The sequence below is a fragment of the Campylobacter concisus genome (genome assembly GCF_002913765.1).
Taxonomy (GTDB): domain Bacteria; phylum Campylobacterota; class Campylobacteria; order Campylobacterales; family Campylobacteraceae; genus Campylobacter_A; species Campylobacter_A concisus_BB.
Window position 1 is genome coordinate 92,442 of sequence record NZ_PPCH01000017.1, and the last position, 20,720, is coordinate 113,161.

The 20,720-nt window shown below is 38.7% G+C and carries 16 protein-coding genes; 12 read left to right on the forward strand and 4 right to left on the reverse strand.

Annotation, left to right across the window (positions count from 1 at the left end):
* Positions 1-5 precede the first annotated feature (5 nt).
* The 3 genes from CYO89_RS05095 (at position 6) to CYO89_RS05105 (ending at position 3,507) form a co-directional block, all read left to right on the forward strand.
* Complete coding sequence (locus CYO89_RS05095) at positions 6-1,373, forward strand: multiheme c-type cytochrome (protein ID WP_103597355.1); 1,368 nt, start codon at positions 6-8, stop codon at positions 1,371-1,373.
* Positions 1,374-1,961: 588 nt separating this feature from the next.
* A complete protein-coding gene (locus CYO89_RS05100) occupies positions 1,962-2,705 on the forward strand; it encodes a metallophosphoesterase (protein ID WP_258032531.1) in 744 nt (247 codons plus the stop codon).
* Between the two features lies 1 nt (position 2,706).
* Positions 2,707-3,507: a phosphatidylserine decarboxylase gene (locus CYO89_RS05105; RefSeq protein ID WP_103597357.1), complete on the forward strand. Its 801-nt coding sequence runs from the start codon at positions 2,707-2,709 to the stop codon at positions 3,505-3,507.
* A 402-nt stretch (positions 3,508-3,909) separates the two neighbouring features.
* On the opposite strand, the gene guaA is transcribed toward CYO89_RS05105, so the two are convergent.
* The 3 genes from guaA to CYO89_RS10360 form a co-directional block, all read right to left on the reverse strand.
* A complete protein-coding gene (guaA, locus tag CYO89_RS05110) occupies positions 3,910-5,442 on the reverse strand; it encodes a glutamine-hydrolyzing GMP synthase (RefSeq protein ID WP_009294571.1) in 1,533 nt (510 codons plus the stop codon).
* A gap of 10 nt (positions 5,443-5,452) precedes the next feature.
* Positions 5,453-6,841, reverse strand: coding sequence for a sodium:proton antiporter NhaD (gene nhaD / locus CYO89_RS05115; protein WP_009294572.1), 1,389 nt, complete (start codon positions 6,839-6,841; stop codon positions 5,453-5,455).
* A gap of 113 nt (positions 6,842-6,954) precedes the next feature.
* The gene (locus CYO89_RS10360; protein WP_181001887.1) at positions 6,955-7,122 is read right to left on the reverse strand and encodes an LptM family lipoprotein; all 168 of its coding nucleotides are present in this window, start codon (positions 7,120-7,122) and stop codon (positions 6,955-6,957) included.
* On the opposite strand from CYO89_RS10360, the gene CYO89_RS05120 reads away from it, so the two are divergent.
* From CYO89_RS05120 to CYO89_RS05135, 4 genes are read left to right on the forward strand one after another with little or no spacing between them, the layout of a single operon-like run.
* Positions 7,105-7,605, forward strand: a complete 501-nt coding sequence (locus CYO89_RS05120) for a hypothetical protein (RefSeq protein ID WP_181001888.1) — start codon at positions 7,105-7,107, stop codon at positions 7,603-7,605. The genes CYO89_RS10360 and CYO89_RS05120 overlap by 18 nt on opposite strands.
* On the forward strand, positions 7,599-9,416 hold the full coding sequence (gene uvrC, locus CYO89_RS05125) for an excinuclease ABC subunit UvrC (RefSeq protein ID WP_103597358.1): 1,818 nt from the start codon (positions 7,599-7,601) through the stop codon (positions 9,414-9,416). The genes CYO89_RS05120 and uvrC overlap by 7 nt, the downstream gene beginning before the upstream one ends.
* The gene (locus CYO89_RS05130; protein WP_103597359.1) at positions 9,413-10,147 is read left to right on the forward strand and encodes a hypothetical protein; all 735 of its coding nucleotides are present in this window, start codon (positions 9,413-9,415) and stop codon (positions 10,145-10,147) included. The genes uvrC and CYO89_RS05130 overlap by 4 nt, the downstream gene beginning before the upstream one ends.
* Positions 10,137-13,016 (forward strand): histidine kinase, encoded by a 2,880-nt coding sequence (locus CYO89_RS05135; protein ID WP_103597360.1) that lies wholly within the window; start codon positions 10,137-10,139, stop codon positions 13,014-13,016. Before CYO89_RS05130 ends, CYO89_RS05135 begins: the two co-directional genes overlap by 11 nt.
* A 55-nt stretch (positions 13,017-13,071) precedes the next feature.
* Here CYO89_RS05135 and CYO89_RS05140 read toward each other — a convergent pair whose 3' ends face one another.
* Positions 13,072-13,425 carry a histidine triad nucleotide-binding protein gene (locus tag CYO89_RS05140; RefSeq protein WP_004317216.1) on the reverse strand — a complete coding sequence of 118 codons (354 nt, stop codon included), beginning with the start codon at positions 13,423-13,425 and terminating at the stop codon, positions 13,072-13,074.
* Between the two features lie 118 nt (positions 13,426-13,543).
* On the opposite strand from CYO89_RS05140, the gene pheS reads away from it, so the two are divergent.
* The 5 genes from pheS (at position 13,544) to CYO89_RS05165 (ending at position 20,717) form a co-directional block, all read left to right on the forward strand.
* Positions 13,544-14,539 carry a phenylalanine--tRNA ligase subunit alpha gene (gene pheS, locus CYO89_RS05145; protein WP_103597361.1) on the forward strand — a complete coding sequence of 332 codons (996 nt, stop codon included), beginning with the start codon at positions 13,544-13,546 and terminating at the stop codon, positions 14,537-14,539.
* A complete protein-coding gene (gene pheT / locus CYO89_RS05150) occupies positions 14,536-16,872 on the forward strand; it encodes a phenylalanine--tRNA ligase subunit beta (protein ID WP_103597363.1) in 2,337 nt (778 codons plus the stop codon). Before pheS ends, pheT begins: the two co-directional genes overlap by 4 nt.
* Positions 16,869-18,155 carry a 3-phosphoshikimate 1-carboxyvinyltransferase gene (gene aroA, locus CYO89_RS05155; protein ID WP_103597366.1) on the forward strand — a complete coding sequence of 429 codons (1,287 nt, stop codon included), beginning with the start codon at positions 16,869-16,871 and terminating at the stop codon, positions 18,153-18,155. Before pheT ends, aroA begins: the two co-directional genes overlap by 4 nt.
* Complete coding sequence (locus CYO89_RS05160) at positions 18,136-18,960, forward strand: 4-hydroxy-3-methylbut-2-enyl diphosphate reductase (RefSeq protein WP_021093116.1); 825 nt, start codon at positions 18,136-18,138, stop codon at positions 18,958-18,960. Before aroA ends, CYO89_RS05160 begins: the two co-directional genes overlap by 20 nt.
* Positions 18,961-19,040: 80 nt before the next feature.
* The gene (locus tag CYO89_RS05165) at positions 19,041-20,717 is read left to right on the forward strand and encodes a 30S ribosomal protein S1 (protein WP_103597367.1); all 1,677 of its coding nucleotides are present in this window, start codon (positions 19,041-19,043) and stop codon (positions 20,715-20,717) included.
* Positions 20,718-20,720 lie beyond the last annotated feature (3 nt).

Here is a 20,720-nt window from a genome sequence, read left to right on the forward strand (position 1 = left end):
GAGAGATGTTTAAAAAGTCGCTAATGTTATTAGCCTGTCTAATGTCTTTTGGCTTTGCCGCAAACATGGATGCAAATAAATCTGACGCTTTAAACCTTAATGTTGTAAAAAACATTAAAGTTGCTCACAAAATGTCAGACTTATCAAAAAGCTGTGTTGAGTGCCACGCTAAAGAGACACCCGGCATAGTTGCCGATTGGAAAAATAGTCGCCACGCTCACGTTGGCGTAAGTTGTATGGATTGCCACTCTGTAAATGCAGATAATCCTATGGCTTCAGTTAAGGTGCATCCAAAAGATTCTAACAACCATGTTTCAATGCTAGTTAGCCCAAAAACTTGTGCTAAGTGCCACGAAAACGAAGTTGATGAACTAGTAAAGAGCGGTCACGCAAGAGCTGCTATGCAAATGTATGCTAATCCTGCAATGGTGAAACTAATGTATCACTATGAAGGTATGGATCATCCAGAATACAAAATGGCTCCAGACGCTACTGGTTGTACACAGTGCCACGGAACCGTCATCAAACTAGACGCTGATCACAAACCTACAAAAGAGACTTGGCCAAACTATGGTATAGGCAATGTTTATCCAGATGGTGGCGTAGGTAACTGTAAATCATGTCACAGCGCGCACACATTTAGCGTAGCTGAAGCTAGAAAACCAGCTGCTTGTGCATCTTGCCACCTTGGACCTGATCACCCAGATATTGAGATCTTTAACAACTCAATGCACGGACATATCTATAATAGCGAAGCTCACAAATGGAATTTTGATGCTGCTCCTGATACATGGGATGTACCAGACTTTAGAGCTCCAACTTGTGCAGCTTGCCACATGAGTGGTGTTGGTGAAACAACAACAACTCACAATGTTTCAAGAAGACTAAAATGGAACCTATGGGGCGTCAGCAGTAAGCTAAGAACAGCTGGTGATGAACAAGCTGCTGTTGTTTACGAAAAAACTGGCAAACTAACCATAGGAACGCCACTTGCAGGTCATCCAAATGGACCAGAAGCAGCAAGAGCTGAGATGAAGCTAGTTTGTAAAGCTTGCCATACATCAACTCATACAGATAACTTCTTCATTATGGGTGATAAGCAAGTAGAGCTTTATAATGTTTACAATGCTGAAGCAACTAAGATGCTTGAAGAGTTGAAAGCTAAAAACTTACTACTTGCAGATGCTTGGGAAGATGAATTCCAAGATATCTACTATCATATGTGGCACCACGAAGGTCGTCGTATGAGACAAGGCGCTCTAATGGGTGGTCCTGACTACTCACACTGGCATGGTGTATTCGAAGTTAAGAACGACATTAGAAAACTTCGCAAAATCTATAAAGAAAGAATTGAATCTGGCAAAGTCCAGTAATCTTTTTTAAGGTGGGAGTTTTCCCACCTTTTTATTTTTAAATTCCAAATTTTATCTTTTAGTTATTATCCTAAAGCAAATACCTTTTAATAATTATTTTTATAAATTTAAATTATAAAATCATACGGTTTAGCACTACAAATTGTTCTAAATAATTAATAAAATTTATAATGTAAATTTAAAAATATAAAATATAATCTTTGTTTTCAAGGAGATATTTTGGGACTTTTTCGGATCATTATTGGGGCATTTATCTTTAGTGTTTTTACAAATTTATACTCATATAAACGTTTTATAAAAAAGGTATCTTTTTTTACTCCACATCTTAAAAAAATTCGCATATTCTTCTACATTATTAGTGTGCTTGAGTTTGTATTTGTTCTTCAACTAAGATTTTCTTTTTTAAATATAGAGCTATATTTGATAGCAGGAACTCTCATTGGTTTTTCTTTATTTTTATTTGGTGTTAGTTTGTTTTATGATATTGTTAGATCCGTTTGCTCAAAAGCGCGTTTTAATCCCACAAGACGAAAATTTATTAAATTTTGCTTTGATGTGACATTTGTCATTTTTTTAGTTGCTTGCTTTTTGAAAGGAATTTTTAATGCACTTACTCCGCCAAAGATCAGACAGATTAGTATAAAAATAAAAAATTTACAAAGTGATCTAAAAATAGCTATGATAACCGATGTGCACATTGGCGAGTTTTTGCAGAAGGATTTTGTGGCTGAGCTTGTAAAAGAGATAAATTTAGCTAGACCAGATCTGGTGGTGATAGTTGGCGACTTGGTTGATATGAGAGCTGAACTTATAGGTGATTTTTTAGATCCATTAAAAAATCTTAAAAGCACCTACGGCACCTTTTATGTCCCTGGCAATCACGAATACTACCACGGAGTTGATGGGATACTAGAAAAAATTCGCGCTCTTGACATTAGGATACTTGGCAATAAAAATGAAAAAATAGCTGGCATAAATTTAGCTGGGGTCTATGATCTAGCTGGCATAAGATTTAAAAATTTAGAGCCAAATTTAGACGAAGCGCTAGCAGGATGTGACCCAAATTTGCCGACCATCCTACTCTCTCATCAGCCAAAATTTATAAAAACTATGCAAAAAGATGTCGATCTAGTCCTTTGCGGCCACACGCATGCTGGACAAATTTTCCCTTTTAGTATCCTAGTTTTGCTGGATCAGGGTTTTTTACATGGGCTTTATAAGATTAATGATAAAATGCAAGCTTATGTTAGTAGCGGCGCAGGATTTTGGGGGCCTCCAGTTAGGATCTTTGCTCCAAGTGAGATCGCTATTTTAAATTTAAGCAAGGAATAAAATGAACAAGGACAATCTCTTCTCTCAAATTTTTGGTAAAGTTGCAAAATTAAATTTTTTCAAACCGCTTCAAGAGCTCATCAACTCCTTTTACGTAAAGCTTTTTAAGATCGATATGAGTGAGTTTAAGCCGGCAAATGAGTATAAAAATTTAAACGAACTTTTCACCAGAGAGCTCTTAAAGCCAAGAGAATTTGACGCAGCAGATGAGATATTTATAAGTCCGGTTGATGGCACCTGCCTTAGCTTTGGTACCACAAAAGAGCTAGAAGCTTTTAGCATAAAAGGTATGAATTACGGTCTAAAGGAGCTTTTAGGGCAGGGCGAGCTTGAAGGCGAGTTTGACTTTGCAAACATCTATCTTAGCCCAAAAGACTATCACCACTATCATGCACCTTGCGACATTACGATAAAAAAAGCGGTCTATATCCCTGGTAAGCTTTACAGTGTGGCAGTAAAATGGCTTGGCAAGGTCGATAGCCTTTATACTAAAAACGAGCGTGTGGCGCTACTTTGCGAGATGAAAAATGGCAAAAAACTTTGGCTAGTCTTCGTTGGTGCCTTAAACGTTGGCAAGATGAAATTTTGCTTTGATGAGCGCATTCAAACAAATGCTATGGCAAATTTTACGCAAATTTATGAGTATGAAAATTTACATATCAAAAAGGGCGAGCGCCTAGGAAATTTCGAGCTTGGCTCAACCATTGTCATACTTAGCGAAAAAGATGCGATCGAATACAACCTTTTTGAAAACAAAGAGCTTAAATTCGCTGAAGCGATCGGCAGGATCAGAGAAATATAAATTTACAGCCAATTTTTGAGAATTTGGTTTGAACTTATTAAATAAGCAAAAAGTGTTTGGTTTTTTATAAAAACGCATCAATTTCAGAAAAACATTTTTTGATACTTGCATAATTTTTTAAGTGGTATTTATAAGATGATGCAAAATGTTTTTAGCTCATAAATTTTCTATGACCGTCTAGGCAGCTGCAAATTTACTATTTTGCTTATATCTAACAGAAACTTTGTTGTGTAACTTAAATCTACATTTTTACTTTAAAAAAAAGGTATAAATTCAAGTGCTCTTTTTTTGTCTTTAAATAGCTTATTGAAAGCATTTATTTAAAAGAGCTAATTTTATATTTTGATTTTAGGATTAAAGCTAGCGTAATATATCATCTATCGGCCAGCTTTAAAGAGGTTCTTACTCCCACTCGATAGTTGCAGGTGGCTTGCTTGAGATGTCATAGACTACGCGGTTTATGCCATTTACTTCGTTTATGATGCGGCGGCTTACGTTTTCAAGCAGGTCATAAGGAAGCCTTGAAAAGCTTGCAGTCATGCCGTCACTCGCATCGACCACGCGCACACAAACAGCGTTTTCGTAGGTGCGGTTATCACCCATAACGCCAACAGAATTTACATTTAAAAGTACGCAAAATGCCTGCCAAGTTTTGTTATACCAGCCACTACTTTTTAGCTCATCGCGCAAGATCACGTCAGCTTTGCGAAGTAGCTCTAGGCTTGGTTTATTTACCTCACCCATGATGCGGATAGCAAGACCAGGTCCAGGGAAAGGGTGGCGGAAGACTAGCTCGCGGCTTAGTCCAAGCTCAAGTCCTAGCTTTCTAACCTCATCTTTAAAAATTTCTCTTAAAGGCTCTATCAGCTCAAATGTCATCCAATCAGGCAAGCCGCCAACGTTGTGGTGGCTCTTTATCGTCTTGCTTGAGCCAACGACTGAGCTTTCGATGATGTCAGTATAAAGAGTGCCTTGAGCTAGAAATTTTACATCGCCATGTTTCTTAGCCTCTTTTTCAAAAATTTCTATAAATGTCTCGCCTATGATCTTGCGTTTTTTTTCAGGATCAACGACGCCGGCCAAGCGACCAAGAAAGATCTCACTCGCATCTATACTAACTAGCTCAACACCAAGCTTTGTTCTAAATGTAGCCTCAACCTGCTCTTTTTCGTTTGTTCTAAGAAGTCCGTTATCGACAAAAACAAGGATCAAATTTTCAGGCACAGCAGCTGCTAAAAGTGCTGCAGTTACAGAGCTATCCACGCCACCGCTAACTGCACAAAGCACCTTGTGAGTGCCCACTGTTTTTCTGATCTCTTCTATCTTATTTTTAGCGAAGCTTCCCATGTTCCATGTGCTCTCGCAGCCACAGATATATTTAGCAAAATTCTTTAAAATTTGCGTGCCATACTCGCTATGTTGCACCTCTGCATGAAACTGGATCGCATAAAATTTACGCTTATCATCGCCAAAAGCACAATAAGGCGAATTTTCGCTAATCGCAATCGCCTCAAAGCCCTTTGGCAGGTCTTTTACATAGTCGCTATGACTCATCCATACGATTTGTTTTGAAGGTGTATCTTTAAAAAGATCGTGCTCTTTTACGACGCTAAGTTCAGCCTTGCCGTACTCTTTGTGATCAGCGGCTAAAACCTCAGCACCATGCGTGTGAGCAAGTAGCTGCATACCGTAGCAAACGCCAAGTATAGGGATATTTAACTCAAAGACGCCGTTATCGCAAAAGTAGGCATCTTTAGCATAAACACTAGCTGGACCACCACTTAGAATGATACCTTTTGGATCTTTCGCCTTTATATCGCTTAGTTTTGCGTTAAATGGCAAAATTTCAGTATAAACTCCTTCTTCTCTTAGCCTTCTAGCTATTAGCTGAGTATACTGCGAACCAAAGTCCAAAACTATAATCGTATTGTTCATTTATAACCTTTTAAAAGTAGATGTGAAAAATTTCAAACTGCACATACCAAACAATGAGTGATACGATGTATCCTAAAACTACCATCCATGCATATTTCATATGTGCACCAAAGGTATAAATTCCTTTTAATTTACCCATTACTCCAACGCCAGCTGCTGAGCCAAAGCTGATCATCGAACCGCCGATACCAGCTGTAAGTGTCACAAGTAGCCACTGACTCATCGCCTCGCCTGCATCAGCTCCCATTGCTGGATTTGCTTTTAGCACAGCTGACATAACAGGGACGTTATCGACGACTGCTGAGAGGAAGCCAACTCCGATATTTACAGGTGTTGAGCCAAATTTATCATAAAGTGACACAGCGTAATTTAAAAATCCAGCAAAGTGAAGAGCGCCAACTGCAGCTAAAATTCCAAAGAAGAAAAATAGCGTGTTGTTCTCGATCTTTGACATATAGTGAAAGACGTTCATAGGCTCTTCGTCTTTGTGAGCTTTTTTGAAATAATATGTGTAAAGGCTAAGTAGTGAGAAGCCAAACATCATGCCCCACATCGCTGGTAAGTGAAATAACTGGTGCATCATAACTGCACAAAAGATAGTAAATGCACCTATAAAGATAACCGCTTTACCGCCCTTTTTCATAACCACTTTTGGCTCATTTGCGACGTCAAAATGAGGCGCAGTATTTGGCACGATGCGTGAAAGTAAAAACGCTGTCACAAACCAGCCGATAAATGAAGCTGGGAAAAGTGCGAAAAAGTCTAAAAATGGTGACTTGCCAGCTGCCCAAACCATAAGTGTAGTGATATCGCCAAATGGGCTCCACGCTCCGCCTGCATTTGCTGCTACGACGATGTTTATCGCACCTGCGACTAGGAAATTTGTATTATTTCTATCTATCGTTAAAAGAACAGTTGATAGGATAAGCGCTGTTGTTAGGTTATCAGCCACTGGGCTAATGAAAAATGCCAAAATACCAGTTAGCCAAAATAGCTTTCTGTAAGTGTAGCCTTTTGAAACTAGGTTGTATTTAAGTGCGTTAAATACATCTCTTTCAACAAGTGCTTCGATAAATGTCATCGCTACCATTAAGAAAAAGACGATCTGAGCTATCTCTAAGATCAGGTGATTTACCTCGTGCTCTAGCGAATGCACATCCATGCCATTTATAAGCATATAAACGCCGATTAGCAAAAACATAAAAGTGCCGATAAAGATAGCAGGTTTTGCCTTGTCGATGTGAAAATTCTCTTCTGCTGCTATGAAAAAGTATCCAACAACAAAAATGATAAGCGATAAAATTCCCGCCCATGTAGTAGTTAAGTCAATAGCCGCAGCTTCTCCGTCAGCACCAAAGGCTATAGCAAAAAACAAGCCTAGAAGTCCAAATAACCTCATATACTCTCCTTGTAAGATAAAAATTTGCGTATTTTACTTAAATGAGCCTAAAATTTAGGTTAGTTAAATTTATTAAGCTTGCATTACATTTTTATCTTACGCCAAATTTAAGATCAAATTTTATTGATCTTGTCAGTTTTTTTCTCTTTTACAGGTGCATCGCCATAAAATGGATCGTCCTTGTAGCCGCAACCACTAAGTGTAAAAAGAGCGAAAATTAAAATAAAAGATGATAAGATTGCCTTATGAAAGACGCCAAATTTATGATAGATGCTATCCACGAAAATCCTTTGTATAAAGAAAAATTAAGCATGGCAGACGAGTGCCAAGAGCTTCTTCGCCTCATGGGGAAATCAAAGCGGTTTTACATAGCTTTTTGCTATGTTAGAGAAGGCATTTTAACCTTCGTTCTCACTCATCCCTCAGGGCTTTTGGAGCTTAGACGTGATAGTAGTATAAATGATATAAAAGGGTTATTAAAAACCTTTTGCAAATTTAATAAAAATAGCATTTTTGCAAGCGTCATCGAGCCAAAACCTCTTAGCGAGATCAACTATATAAAAAACAAAAAAGAAGAAAATATAAGATTTATCGTGAGCAAATATCTAAAATTTTTCACGCCACAACCTACTCAAAGGTCAAATTTCATAATGCCAGCAAGCAAGGGCGAGTTTAAAAATTTAGCCACAAATGAGCAAATTTATAAGAAATTTGAAGAGCTAAGAGAAATTTTGCTAAAGAAAAATGAGCAGGCAAGATGCTAATAGACGAGATAAGAACGCTTCCAAACGAGCCTGGTGTATATCAATATTTTGATGCTCAAAACAGACTTTTATATGTCGGCAAGGCCAAAATTTTAAAAAACAGGGTCAAAAGCTACTTTAAATTTACCCCAAGCTTAGCCCCAGCTGAAAAGCTAAGCCCAAGAATTTCAAAGATGATAAGCGAGGCTGTGCATCTTGAATACATCGTCACACCAAGCGAAGCAGACGCGCTCATACTTGAAAATTCATTCATAAAACAGCTTAAGCCAAAATACAACATCTTGCTTCGTGACGACAAGACCTACCCTTATATCTTTATAAATTTAAATGATGAATTCCCTAGATTTGAGATCACTAGAAAGGTGGTAAAAGGCTCAAATATACGCTATTTTGGGCCATATTTTAGCGGAGCGGGAGAGCTACTTGAGGCGCTTTATCTAAATTTCAACCTAGTTCAAAAAAAGTCCTGCATCAAAGGCAAAAAAGCCTGCCTTTTTTACCAGCTAAAACGCTGCTACGCCCCGTGCGAGGGTAAAATTTCAAAAGAAGACTACGCCAAAATAGTCGCTGATGCCACAGCCGCTTTGCAAAATCCAAATTTGTTAATCGCTCGCCTTGAAGAGCTCATGCTAAACTACGCCAAGGCCGAAGACTACGAGCAAGCAGCCGCGACTAGAGATAAGATGCAAACGCTTAAAAATATGCAAACAAAGGTTGAAGTTGATCTCGCCAAGCTTGAGGACTTTGAGGCCTACTCAGTCGCTTGCGTGCATGATATGATCTGCGCGGTGAGATTTAGCGTGCAAAGTGGCAAGATAACAGGCGTAAAAACCGATATCACGCAGGCTAAAAACGCTCAAAAAGACGAGATAAACGAGGCTTATAAGCAGGCCATTTTAAAAAGCTTTATCGCTGGTCAGCCAATAATCAGCACCAAAATTTACGTCCATGAGGACTTTGAAGATAGCGAGCTTGTTGAAGAAATTTTAAACGAGAGATTTGGGCGTAAATTTAGCATCACTTGCCCAAAAATAGGCGATAAGCGTAAAATTTGTGAGATCGCTACAAAAAACGCTGAAGTTAGCATCGAAAAATACCTAAAAACGCACGATAACGAGCTATTAAACGAGATAAAAGAGTATTTTAATCTAGCTCACACGCCTTACGTGGTCGAAGCTTACGACAACTCACACCTTTTTGGCGAGGCAAGTGTCGGAGCGATGGTGCGCTATGAGCATGGCGAGTGGGCGAAGCAAAACTACCGCCACATGCATCTAAGCTCCAAAAACGACTACGATCAGATGAGAGAGAGCCTAACTGCCAGAGCACTTAGATTTGACAAGCTTAGTCCGCCTGATCTTTGGGTTATTGACGGTGGCGAGGCGCTTTTAAATTTAGCCTGCGAAATTTTAGCAAGTAGCGGGGCAAACGTCGATGTGATCGCTATCTCAAAAGAAAAAATAGACGCCAAAGCTCACCGCGCAAAGGGCGAGGCAAAAGATAAAATTTATACAAAAAATGGCAGCTTTAGCCTAAGCACGAGCGATAAAAAGCTGCAGTTTTTCCAAAAAATGCGCGATGAGAGCCATAGATTTGTCATCAGTTTTCACAGAAAAACAAGGCAGAAAAACGATATGCAAAGATCAGTGCTAAGACAAGCTGGCGTTTCTGAGGGCAGTATCGCGAAATTAATCAGCTTTTACGGAAGTTTTGATAAAATCAGCGAAGCAAATTTAGACGAAGTGGCAAAAATAACAAACAAAAGCGTAGCAGCAAAGCTTTTAACGCTCAAAGAAGGAAATTTGAAGTGATAATATACGACAAAAACGGTCAAATTTTAGCGATGGGAGATATCTCTCTTGGTCTGCTTGAATTTAAAGATATAAGGGAGTTTTTAAGCGAGCATAAAGACATTGACGAGCTAGTTTTAGACTACAAAGAGTCTGGAGTTTTTATAGACTATCTAGCTAAAAGACCAAATTTAAGAGTAAATTTAAAGACCAAAAACGGCAAAATTTTAAATGCGACGCTTAAATTTTCAAAGATCAGCTCAGTAAAAAACGAAGAGTATTTCGAGCTTTTGATCCTCGATCAAACAGAAATTTACAGCCAAAACCAGCAAGCTGCGATAAAAGCAAAGACCAAACTTCGCTTGCCAAATTTAAAGGTCGATGAAAAAGAGCTTTTGGATAAAGAAGAAGAGGTCTTAAACGAGAGCTGGTTTAGCGAGACTGCTAGCTTTTTAAATTTAAGCAAAAGCGAGTTTGCGACATATCTTGGTATATTTTTAAGCAAAGCCAAAGACAAGATGATCTTTATCCAAAGTGCGGTGCAAGCGCGAGATACTAAATTTTTAGAAGAGAGCATAAAGATCTTAAAAGAGCCAGCGCTAAATTTAAAGATCACTCCGCTTGTGGCAAATTTCGATGCGCTACTTACCAGACCAAACAAGATCAAAAAGATCGCTCATATCAATGAAAGACTAGGCGAAATAAGCACGCTTTGCAATAAATTTTCAAAAAGGCTTGGCCATGAGGGTTAGTAAATTTTTGGTTCTTTTGCCAATATTTTTGGCTGCTATCACTTGCTTTTATAATGGCGCACTTTACTTTGATAAATTTAGGATCTCTTATGGCATAAATAGCGAGGTAAAAAGAGAAAGTTTGATAAGAAAAACCTTAGATGCGATCGTTTCAGAAAGAATTGCTTACGAAAGATATGAAAAAACTAGGTCGCCACAAGACGAGACGGCTTTAAGAGAGGCAAATGCTGCTAAGAATTTGTTTGTAAAAAGTTTATCAAATACTCTTTCTAACACACCAGATGATAAAAGGATAAGAGATAGGCTAAATGAAGTTTTAAAAAACGCAAATGCAAGTTGGGAGAGCTCTAATCTCTCGTTTCTTAGCTTTGTTGAGTTAGCAAATTCTGTCGTAGAAAGTGGGCAAATTTTATTTAGAGATGTTGCTTTAGATATTAATATGAAGCGTTATATACTCTCTTTAATCAGAGCCTATGAGCTACTTCAAAACGTAAATACCACAAAAGAGCATATCTTGGCTGTGCTTATGGGTAAAGAAAAAATTACTGAAAGTTTGTTAAAACAATCTCTAGATAGCCTTAAATACAACGATATAAATGCAAATTTACTCCCAAATGGCGATATAAAAGACAACATAATAAGAGATATAGATAGGCTTGATAATATAGAGACTACGCAAGGTTATGACGAGATCCGCTTTAAGCTAAAGCTAAAAAATGAGCTAACACGTGATGAAATTTTGCAGATATATACCTTTGAAAGCAATAGAGCCAAGCTCTTTAGCAAGATAGCAAATGTCTTAAGTGACGAGCTAAAGAGACTAAATGATAACTTTAGAGTAAAGGTGCTTAGTCTAATATTTTTGATGTTTTTTCTATCACTTTGGCTCTTTTACGCTGGATATAAAACATATATCTGGCTAAAAGATCTGGAGAATTTAAATCAAAAAATGAAGCTTATAAGAGATGAGATTTTAAAAAGAGGTGATAGAAATCCACAAAATTTAATAGAAAGCTTCATAACCCTATATAAAGAGCTGCTTCAAAAGTATGAGCAAGAAAGAAGCTTTGCTGCGATAAAAGATAGACTGCTTGTTAGGCTAAGTAAGAAATTTTATCAAGCAAAAGAGCAGATATTTAGCTCGGTCGCTACCCTAAAAAAAGATGAAAATGTGGTAAAAAATGAGCTTCTTTTTGAAAATTTAGAAAAAAATAGCCAAATAATAGCGATAAATTACAGCAATATAAAAGGCTTGCTTGATAGCAGAAATGGTGAGGTTGGACTAAATTTAAAGCCATTTAACCCACAAATTTTATTTTCAAACATCCTTGAAGCGCAGATACCTTTTACGCAAGAGAAAAAGCTAAATTTTTTAACCTATCTTGATGCAAACATTAGCGACGAGCTGGAGGGCGATAGCGAGAAGATAAGCGTTGTCTTTGGCTCTATTATGCAAGCTGTCGTGACAAAATGCGATAAATTTGCCAACTTGATAGTGGAGATAAAAAATGTCAGCGACGCTCTTAGCCAAAGTGGTCTTTTACTCATCGAAACAAAGATAAGGACAAATCAAATTTTCATAAATGAAGAGCAGATAAAAGCACTAAACGCAGAAGATGAAAATGAGATAAATGACGAAGAGAGCGAGTTTTATCTAAGACTTGCCGGCTTTTATCTAAAGCTTTTTAACTCAAGCCTTGATATAAGCACGCTTGGCGGAGCTGGCAATGAGTTTAAATTTATCCTTAGTCTAAAAAAGGTGCAAAAACTGCAAAATTTCAGCCTAAATCACGAGCTAAGGATCGCATATCTGCCTGATATAAATGCAAAATATAATGAATTTTTTGCAGCCACCTTAGAAGATATGGGGCTTAGGTTTCAAAATATCATCTCAAACAACCAAGCACTAGCGAAAAACTACGACATCGTCTTTGCAAGGCAGAGCGCTAGTAAAAATATAAATATAAAAAATGCGGTCTTGCTAAAGGACCCACTCACGCCACTTAGCGTTGCGCGGCTTGTCTATATGGAGAAAAATAGGGGCGAGAGCTTGGCTGAAGAGAAGGTGCTCTTTTTGCTTTGCGACAAAAACCCGCTTAGCCTTGAGATGTTTTCGCGTGCTTTTAGCTTCTTAGACTGCGAAGTCATAGGCGTTAGCAGCCATAAAGAGCTTAAACAAGCACTGCTTTTAAATAGATTTAACGCGGTCTTTATCGATGCTTCATTTTTTGAAAATGGCGTGGCAAATTTCGTAAAAGAGATAAGGTCACTTCAAGAAGAGAAGATAAATTTAGTCGCTGTGGTCTCAAATACCTCAAACATCCCTGAAAGAGAGCTTCTGCCTGCTTTTGATGAGAAGATCAGAAAGCCTTTTAGCAAAGATGAGTTAAATCAAATTTTGCCTAAATTTATAAAAAACTATAAGCCAAGTAAAGAAAATAGATACTTTAGCAAAAATGAAAATATAGTGATTTATAAGAGCACGAAGCTTGAAAATAAGATATTTGCTGGCGCTCTTGGTGAGTTTCAAAACACGCTTGAGATCGCAAATAGCTTTAGCGAGTTTTTGATAAAGATAAAGACGAAACCTTGCTCGCTAGCACTTGTAGATGAAACGGCGGAGGGCTTTGATATAAAAGAGCTAATAGCCACGATATCTGAGCTTAGAGCTGGGCTAAAGCTAGATGCTAGAGTGCTTCTTTTTAGCAACAACTTAGAGCTTAAAAATCAAAAAGAGTATATAAAAATCCTATCTCCAAGCGTGAGCAAGATAGAGCTTACAAACTTCGTAAAATCAGAGCTTGGCGAGATAAATTCGACCCAAAATGAACTAAAGAGCAACTTTAAATTTATAAAATTTAAGAGTTGAGATTTGAAGTGAAAATTTAAAGAATTTAGACTCAAAAAGAGTCTAAATTTTGTTTTTAAAATGTGCTTTGTGGATCGGCTACGCCTTCGCTCCAGCCAAGTTTTGCGCCAGCAAGTAGGTGAAAGTGTAGGTGCATGACCTCTTGACCGCCGTTTTCACCGCAGTTTGTTATGAGGCGGTATCCGCTCTTATCAACGCCCATTAAGCTCGCCACTTCTTGGATAAATTTAGTCATCTCACCCATCAAAACTGGGTCCATCTCTTGGAAGTTTTTGTAGTGTTTTTTAGGGATGATGAGGATGTGGATCGGCGCTTTTGGATTGATGTCGTTGAAAGCTAGAAATTTCTCGCTCTCAAGCACTTTGTTACAAGGAATTTCACCAGCAACGATCTTTTCAAATATGGTCATTTTAGCTCCTTTGAATGTTTGAGAAATTATATCAAAGTGTGCTTAAATTTCGCGCTTTTTATCTTGATTTTAACTCTTTTTCTATAAAATCGATGCAAAAATTCATAAAGGTAAAAAATTGCAAGATTTCATTAACAAAATCAAAAATGAAATTTCAACTCTTGATGATTTAGAGAAGGTCAGGGTAGAAATTTTTGGCAAAAAGGGCATCTTGGCGCAAGGTTTTGCAAAGCTAAAAGAGCTTGGTGAGGATGAAAAAAAGGAATTTGCAGCAAATTTAAACAAGCAAAGAGATGAGCTTAGCGCGCTTATAGAAGCTAAAAAAGCCGAGCTTAGCGAGCAAGAGATAGATAATAAGATGAAAAAAGAGGCCGCTGATATCACGCTTTTTAACGAACCTGTTTCTAGTGGGGCGCTGCATCCTGTGATGGCCACAATGGATAAGATAATTGAGTATTTTTTAGCTCTAAATTTCTCGCTCGAGACTGGGCCGCTTATAGAAGATGATTTTCATAACTTTGAGGCGCTAAATTTACCAAAATACCACCCAGCAAGGGATATGCAAGATACATTTTACCTAGATGATTTTAGACTTTTAAGAACGCATACGAGCCCAGTTCAGGTGCGAACTATGTTAAATCAAAAGCCACCTATCCGCATGATAGCGCCTGGCACTGTCTTTAGACGAGATATGGACTTAACGCATACACCGATGTTTCATCAAGTCGAGGGCCTTGTGGTGGAGGATGCAGACAAAGTTAGCTTTGCAAATTTAAAATCAATGTTAGAGGGCTTTTTAAAGCACATGTTTGGCGATGTTGAAGTGCGTTTTCGCCCTAGCTTTTTCCCATTTACGGAGCCTAGCGCAGAGGTTGATATTAGTTGTATATTTTGCCATGGCAAGGGTTGCAGGGTGTGCAAGCAGACTACTTGGCTTGAGGTGCTTGGATGCGGCGTTGTTGATCCAAATGTATTTAAGGCGGTTGGCTATAAAAATGTAAGTGGATATGCCTTTGGCCTTGGCGTTGAGAGATTTGCGATGTTGCTTCATAGAGTGCCTGATCTAAGGTCACTTTTTGAGGGAGATTTAAGATTGTTGGAGCAGTTTAAATGATAATTTCAAAGCATTGGTTAAACGAGTGGGTCGACCTTAGCGAGGTTAGCGGCGAGACACTTTCAAAGACATTAAATTCAATCGGTTTAGAAGTTGATAGCTATAAAGAGATAAATTTACCAAAGAGCATCGTAGTTGGCTATGTAAAAAGTAGAGAAAAGCACCCAGATGCCGATAAACTAAGCGTTTGTCAGGTTGATGTTGGCAGCGAAACGCTTCAGATCGTGTGTGGGGCTAAAAACGTCGAGGCTGGTCAGTTTGTGCCAGTCGCGCTCATTGGTACGACGATGCCAAATGGTCTTGAGATCAAAAAGGCAAAGTTAAGAGGCATCGAGTCATGCGGTATGATCTGCTCTTCAACTGAGCTAGGACTACCTAAGACAAATGACGGCATCTTGCCGCTTGATGAGAGTATTGGCAAGCTAAAACTTGGCACAAGTCTTGGCGAATTTGAAGCGTTTAAAGATGTGATCATCGAGGTTGATGTCACAGCAAATAGGGGCGACTGCCAAAATTTACACGGCATCGCAAGAGAAATTTGCACCGCGCTTGATCTAAATATGAAAGATAGCCACGAAAATGAAGACAGTGAAAATTTACTAGGCATCGGCAGGATCGCATCTGTGCGAACCGAAGATAAGGTAAATGGCTCGTTTTTATATAAAGCCTTTGAGCTAAAAAATGCATTAAGTGAAAATTTATTAACTAGGTTGAGGCTAGCTCTGATTGATTGTCAAAAGACAAATTTAGTAGAAAGACTGCTTGAATACGCGACATTTTGCACGGGCGTCTTGTTTAGAACTTATGATCACGCTAAGCTTGTGGGCGAGGGCGAAAAAGCAGTTTTTGACATCAAAAATGGCGAAAATGGCGAGTGTGTGGTCTTTTGTGAGGATAAAAATTTAGGTGTTGCTGGAATTTACCAAAGCGATGAAGCTAGGGTTGATGAGGGCTCAAAGGTGATCTTGGTAGAGGCTAGCTATGTAAAACCAGATGTTGTCTCAAAGGCCATTTTTGAAAATAAAAATTTACCAAAAGGCGATCAAGTTTATCGCTCAAGCCGTGGTAGCGAGCCAAATTTAGCTTATGGCGCCGACTATCTTTTCAAAAAGCTTGCTGGCTTTAAAGATAGCCTAAGTCTTTTTGCGGGCTCGCAGCAGTCGCTACTTGGCACCGAGCCTATCACGCTTAGCATCTCACTTGGCGAGCTTAAAAATATGATAGGGCAAGAGGTAGCTAGAAACGATGTCGTGAAAATTTTAAAGAAACTTGGCTTTGAGATAAGCGTAAATGTCGAACAAGAGAGCTTTAATGTAAAAGTGCCGTTATTTCGCCACGATATCGTAAATTCTCATGATATCTGCGAGGAGATCGTGAGGATAATAGGCATCGACAATATCGCCTCAACGCCGTTAAATTTCTCTGAGAAAAATAGGCTAAATAAGACATATTTTGACTATAAAAATGCTTTAAATTTAAGGCACCGTGCAGCTAGTAATGGCTTTTTTGAAAGCGTGCACTACGTATTTGACAGCCTTGATGAGCTAAGTGAGCTAAATTTCAAGCCTTGCAAGATCAAGATACTAAATCCTATAAACAACGAGCTAAACACGCTTAGACCGGCACTTGTTAATCACCTTCTAAGCTCAAGCGAGAAAAATATCAAAAACTCAAAACGCTCAGTTAGACTTTTTGAGCTTGGCGAAGTTTTTGACGAAAATGCAAATCAAGGTTTAAATTTAGGATTTGTCGTATCTGGGCTTTTAAAAGAGCCAACACTTATAAACGGTGCAAAGGGCGAAGAGGCAAATTTCTACGCATTTGCAGCGATGGTGCAAAATGTCATAGGCAAATTTGAGCTAAAACCTTGCCGCGAAATATCGTATCTTAGCCCATACGAGCAAGCACACATCTATCAAAATGGTGAAAAGATCGGCTATATCGGCAGAGTCGATGCAAGAGTAGAGGCAAAAAGGGATTTGCCTAAAACTTATGTCTGTGAGATTGATTTTGCAAAGCTTAAATTTGAACCGATCTTAGCGGTGCCTTACTCAAAATTCCAAAGCACTACAAGAGATCTTAGCCTCATCGTGCCTGAAAATTTCGAGGCTGGACGAATTTATGAGTGCATAAGAGGGCTAAATTTAAAAGAGCTAAAAGAATTCTTGCCAGTTGATATTTATAAAGATGCAAAACTAAACGGCGCGATTAGCCTTAGCCTTAAATTTACATTCCAAGATATGGAAAAAACGCTCGAAGATGACGATATAAACGCGCTTATGGATAAAATTTTAAGCGAGCTAAAAGAGAAACTAAATATCGGAATAAGATGAGAATTTATCCATTAGAAAAAAGTCTAAATTTAACCATTGATGACATCGCAGCCGACAAGTCTATCTCGCATAGATGTGCGATGTTTTCGCTTTTAAGCGACAAGCCATCTCGCGTTAGAAACTACCTAAGAGCAGGCGATACGCTAAATACCTTAAAAATAGTCGAGCTCCTTGGTGCAAAGATCGAAGATAACGGCGCTGAAATAACGATCACTCCGCCACAAAAGATAAAAGAGCCAAATGAAATTTTAGAGTGTGGCAACTCGGGCACGGCGATGAGGCTTTTTATGGGACTACTAGCCGCACAGGAGGGCTTTTTTGTATTAAGTGGCGATAAATACTTAAATTCTCGCCCGATGGCAAGGATAGCAAAGCCTCTAAATGAGATGGGTGCAAAGATAGATGGCGCAAACAACGCAAACAACGCTCCTCTTTGCATAAGAGGGACTAAATTTGAAAGATTTAGTTTTGAGAGCAAGATCGCCTCAGCTCAGGTAAAAAGCGCGCTTTTGCTAGCGGCTCTTTACTCAAATGGCTGCAAATTTAGTGAGCCAGAACTAAGCAGGGATCATACTGAGCGCATGCTTGCAGGCATGGGAGCTGATATAAAGCGTGACGGCCTAGAGATCACGCTAGAGCCGATGAAAGGCCCGCTTGCGCCACTTGACATAGACGTGCCAAATGACCCAAGCTCGGCATTTTTCTTTACAGTCGCAGCTCTAATTATCCCAAATTCGCATATCATTTTAAAAAATATCTTGCTAAATAAAACTCGCATCGAAGCTTACAGGGTTTTAGAAAAAATGGGCGCTGAGATAAAATTTCACAAAACCTCAAGCAAATATGAAGATATCGGTGATATTGAGGTTAGATACTCGCCAAATTTAAAAGGTGTAGAGGTTAGCGAAAATATCTCGTGGCTCATCGACGAAGCCCCAGCTTTAGCCATCGCATTTGCCTGCGCAAAGGGTCAAAGCAAGCTAACAAACGCAAAAGAGCTTCGCGTAAAAGAGAGCGACAGGATAGCTGTCACGATAAATGCGCTAAAGCAGTGTGGTGTCGATGCTAGGGAGCTTGAAGATGGCTTTATCGTAAATGGCTCTGAGGCGAAATTTGCCACGATAGATAGCCACGGAGATCACAGGATTGCCATGAGCTTTGCCATACTTGGACTAAAATGTGGCATGCAGATAGAAAAGAGCGAATTTATCGCTACTTCGTTTCCAAATTTTGCTGAAATTTTAAAGAAAATGGGAGCTAGAGTTGAAGATCGAGCTTGCTAGTAGTTATGGATTTTGTTTTGGCGTAAAAAGAGCGATAAAGATAGCTGAAAATGCTGGAGATGCCGCAACTATCGGCCCGCTCATCCATAATAACGAAGAGATAAATAGGCTTGAGAAAAACTACAATGTAAAGACGCTTGAGGGCATAGATGAGCTAAAAGATGAGAAAAAGGCGATCATCCGCACTCATGGCATCACTAAAAACGACCTTGCAGAGCTAAAAAAGACTGATATAAAAGTGATCGACGCAACTTGTCCGTTTGTGACAAAGCCACAACAAATTTGCGAAAAAATGAGCGAAGAGGGCTATGATGTGGTGATCTTTGGCGACATGCATCACCCAGAGGTAAAAGGGGTGAAGTCGTATGCCAAGGGCAACGTCTATGTCGTACTTGAAGAGAGCGAGCTAGAAGGCATTAAATTTAAGCAAAAGGTCGCGCTCGTTAGCCAAACTACTAGAAAAGTTGAGAAATTTATGCAGATCGCAAACTATCTCATGCTTCATGTAAAAGAGCTGCGCGTTTTTAACACGATCTGCAATGCGACATTTGAAAACCAAGAGGCTGCTAAAAATTTAGCAAAAAGAGCTGACGTGATGATAATAATCGGCGGAAAAAACAGCTCAAACACAAAACAACTCTACCTAATATCTAAAAATTTCTGCGAAGATAGCTATCTCATTGAAAGCGAAGAAGAGCTTGAAAGATCATGGTTTGATGGCAAAAATTTGTGCGGCATAAGTGCGGGTGCTAGCACACCTGACTGGATCATACAAAAAGTCGTTGACAGAATCAAAAAAGTATAAAATTTATACTAGCTAAAGCCACAATTAACTATAATAAGCCAATTTGCCTCTACTGGCATAATAAAATTTAAAGGATCAAGATGGCTGTGAACAAAAGTGTTCAATTAGGAAAAGCAAAAGACGAAGATATCGAAGATATCGATTTTGCTGCGATGTTAGAGGAGTCTTTTAAAAAGACTGAAGAAGATAGTGACGCAAAGATCGTCAGTATCAATGGCGATGAGGTTTTAATCGACGTTGGCAAGAAGTCAGAAGGCATTTTAAATGTTTCTGAGATCACTGATGCAAACGGCAACCTGACGCATAAAGTTGGCGATACGATCAAAGTTGTAATAACTGGATCAAGAAATGGAAGACCTATAGTGTCGCACAAAAAAGCACTTAGAAAAGAGAAAGTTAAAGCTTTCATCGAAGCTTACGATCCTGAAAATTCTGGCGAAATCGACGTAAAAGTAGTTGGAAAAAATAAAGGTGGTTTTATCACTCAAGACGCAAATGGCGTAGAATTTTTCTTACCAAGAACGCACAGTGGATTTAAAAACGCTGAGGGCGTAGTTGGAAAATCATACAAAGTAAGAGTTATAAAAGTTGATAAAGAAGAGAATAGCATCGTTGTCTCAAGAAAGAAAATTTTAGATGACGACCGCAAAAAACGTAAAGAAGCTCTATCAAATATAGTAGAAAACGATAGCGTTATAGAGGGCACAGTTAAGAAAATCACAACTTATGGTATGTTTGTTGATGTTGGCGGTGTAGACGGACTTGTGCATTACAGCGAGATAAGCTACAAAGGTCCAGTAAATCCTAGCTCTTTATACAAAGAAGGCGATAAAGTTTTAGTTAAAGTTATCAGCTATGATAACGAAAAGCGTCACTTATCTCTATCTATCAAGGCTGCTACTCCAGATCCTTGGGAAGAGATCATAAATGATGGACTAGAAGTTGGCGACACTATCAAGGTAACAATTAGCAATATCGAGCCTTATGGCGCATTTGTCGATCTTGGAAATGATATTGAAGGATTTTTACATATATCTGAAATTTCATGGGACAAAAATATCAAAAATCCAAAAGATCACATCAGCGAAGGCCAAGAGATCGATGTTGAGGTTATTGAAATAGACGCAAAAGGACACCGCTTAAGAGTGAGCCTTAAAAATTTACTTCCAAAGCCATTTGACGAATTTAAAGCTAAATTTAAAGAGGGCGACGTAGTAAAAGGCGTTGTGACAACTATCACAAATTTTGGTGCATTTGTTAGAGTAGGCTGCGTTGAGGGCTTGCTACACAACGAAGATGCATCTTGGGATAGAAATGATAAGTGCAAAGATATGTTTAAGGCTGGCGATGAGCTAGAAGTAAAGATCATCAAAATCGACAGCGCTGAGCAAAAAATTTCTCTAAGCCTAAAAGATCTAAAACAAAGCCCAGTTCAAACATTTGCTAATAAATTTAGTGTAGGCGACATCGTAAAAGGAACGATCCGTGACATTAAAGACTTTGGCGTGTTTGTTGAGCTTGGCGATAATGTCGATGCGTTAATCCGCAAAGAAGATCTAGGTAGCGTAGATGCAAGCACGCTTAAAATCGGCGATGAGATCGAAGCTGCTATTGCATTTATCGATGAGAAGAAAAATAGAATTCGCCTAAGCATACGCCGTTTAGCAAAACAAAAAGAGCGTGAAGTGTTAAATGAGATCAATGACAACGACGACAAAGTAACACTTGGCGACATCATAAAAGAACAATTACGCTAGTAT

Coding starts and splice junctions, on each gene's coding strand:
- CYO89_RS05095 (WP_103597355.1), top strand. CDS start 6: ATGTTTAAAAAGTCGCTAATGTTATTAGCCTGTCTAATGTCTTTTGGC.
- CYO89_RS05105 (WP_103597357.1), top strand. CDS start 2,707: ATGAACAAGGACAATCTCTTCTCTCAAATTTTTGGTAAAGTTGCAAAA.
- guaA (WP_009294571.1), bottom strand. CDS start 5,442: ATGAACAATACGATTATAGTTTTGGACTTTGGTTCGCAGTATACTCAG.
- nhaD (WP_009294572.1), bottom strand. CDS start 6,841: ATGAGGTTATTTGGACTTCTAGGCTTGTTTTTTGCTATAGCCTTTGGT.
- CYO89_RS05120 (WP_181001888.1), top strand. CDS start 7,105: ATGATAGATGCTATCCACGAAAATCCTTTGTATAAAGAAAAATTAAGC.
- uvrC (WP_103597358.1), top strand. CDS start 7,599: ATGCTAATAGACGAGATAAGAACGCTTCCAAACGAGCCTGGTGTATAT.
- CYO89_RS05135 (WP_103597360.1), top strand. CDS start 10,137: ATGAGGGTTAGTAAATTTTTGGTTCTTTTGCCAATATTTTTGGCTGCT.
- CYO89_RS05140 (WP_004317216.1), bottom strand. CDS start 13,425: ATGACCATATTTGAAAAGATCGTTGCTGGTGAAATTCCTTGTAACAAA.
- pheT (WP_103597363.1), top strand. CDS start 14,536: ATGATAATTTCAAAGCATTGGTTAAACGAGTGGGTCGACCTTAGCGAG.
- aroA (WP_103597366.1), top strand. CDS start 16,869: ATGAGAATTTATCCATTAGAAAAAAGTCTAAATTTAACCATTGATGAC.
- CYO89_RS05165 (WP_103597367.1), top strand. CDS start 19,041: ATGGCTGTGAACAAAAGTGTTCAATTAGGAAAAGCAAAAGACGAAGAT.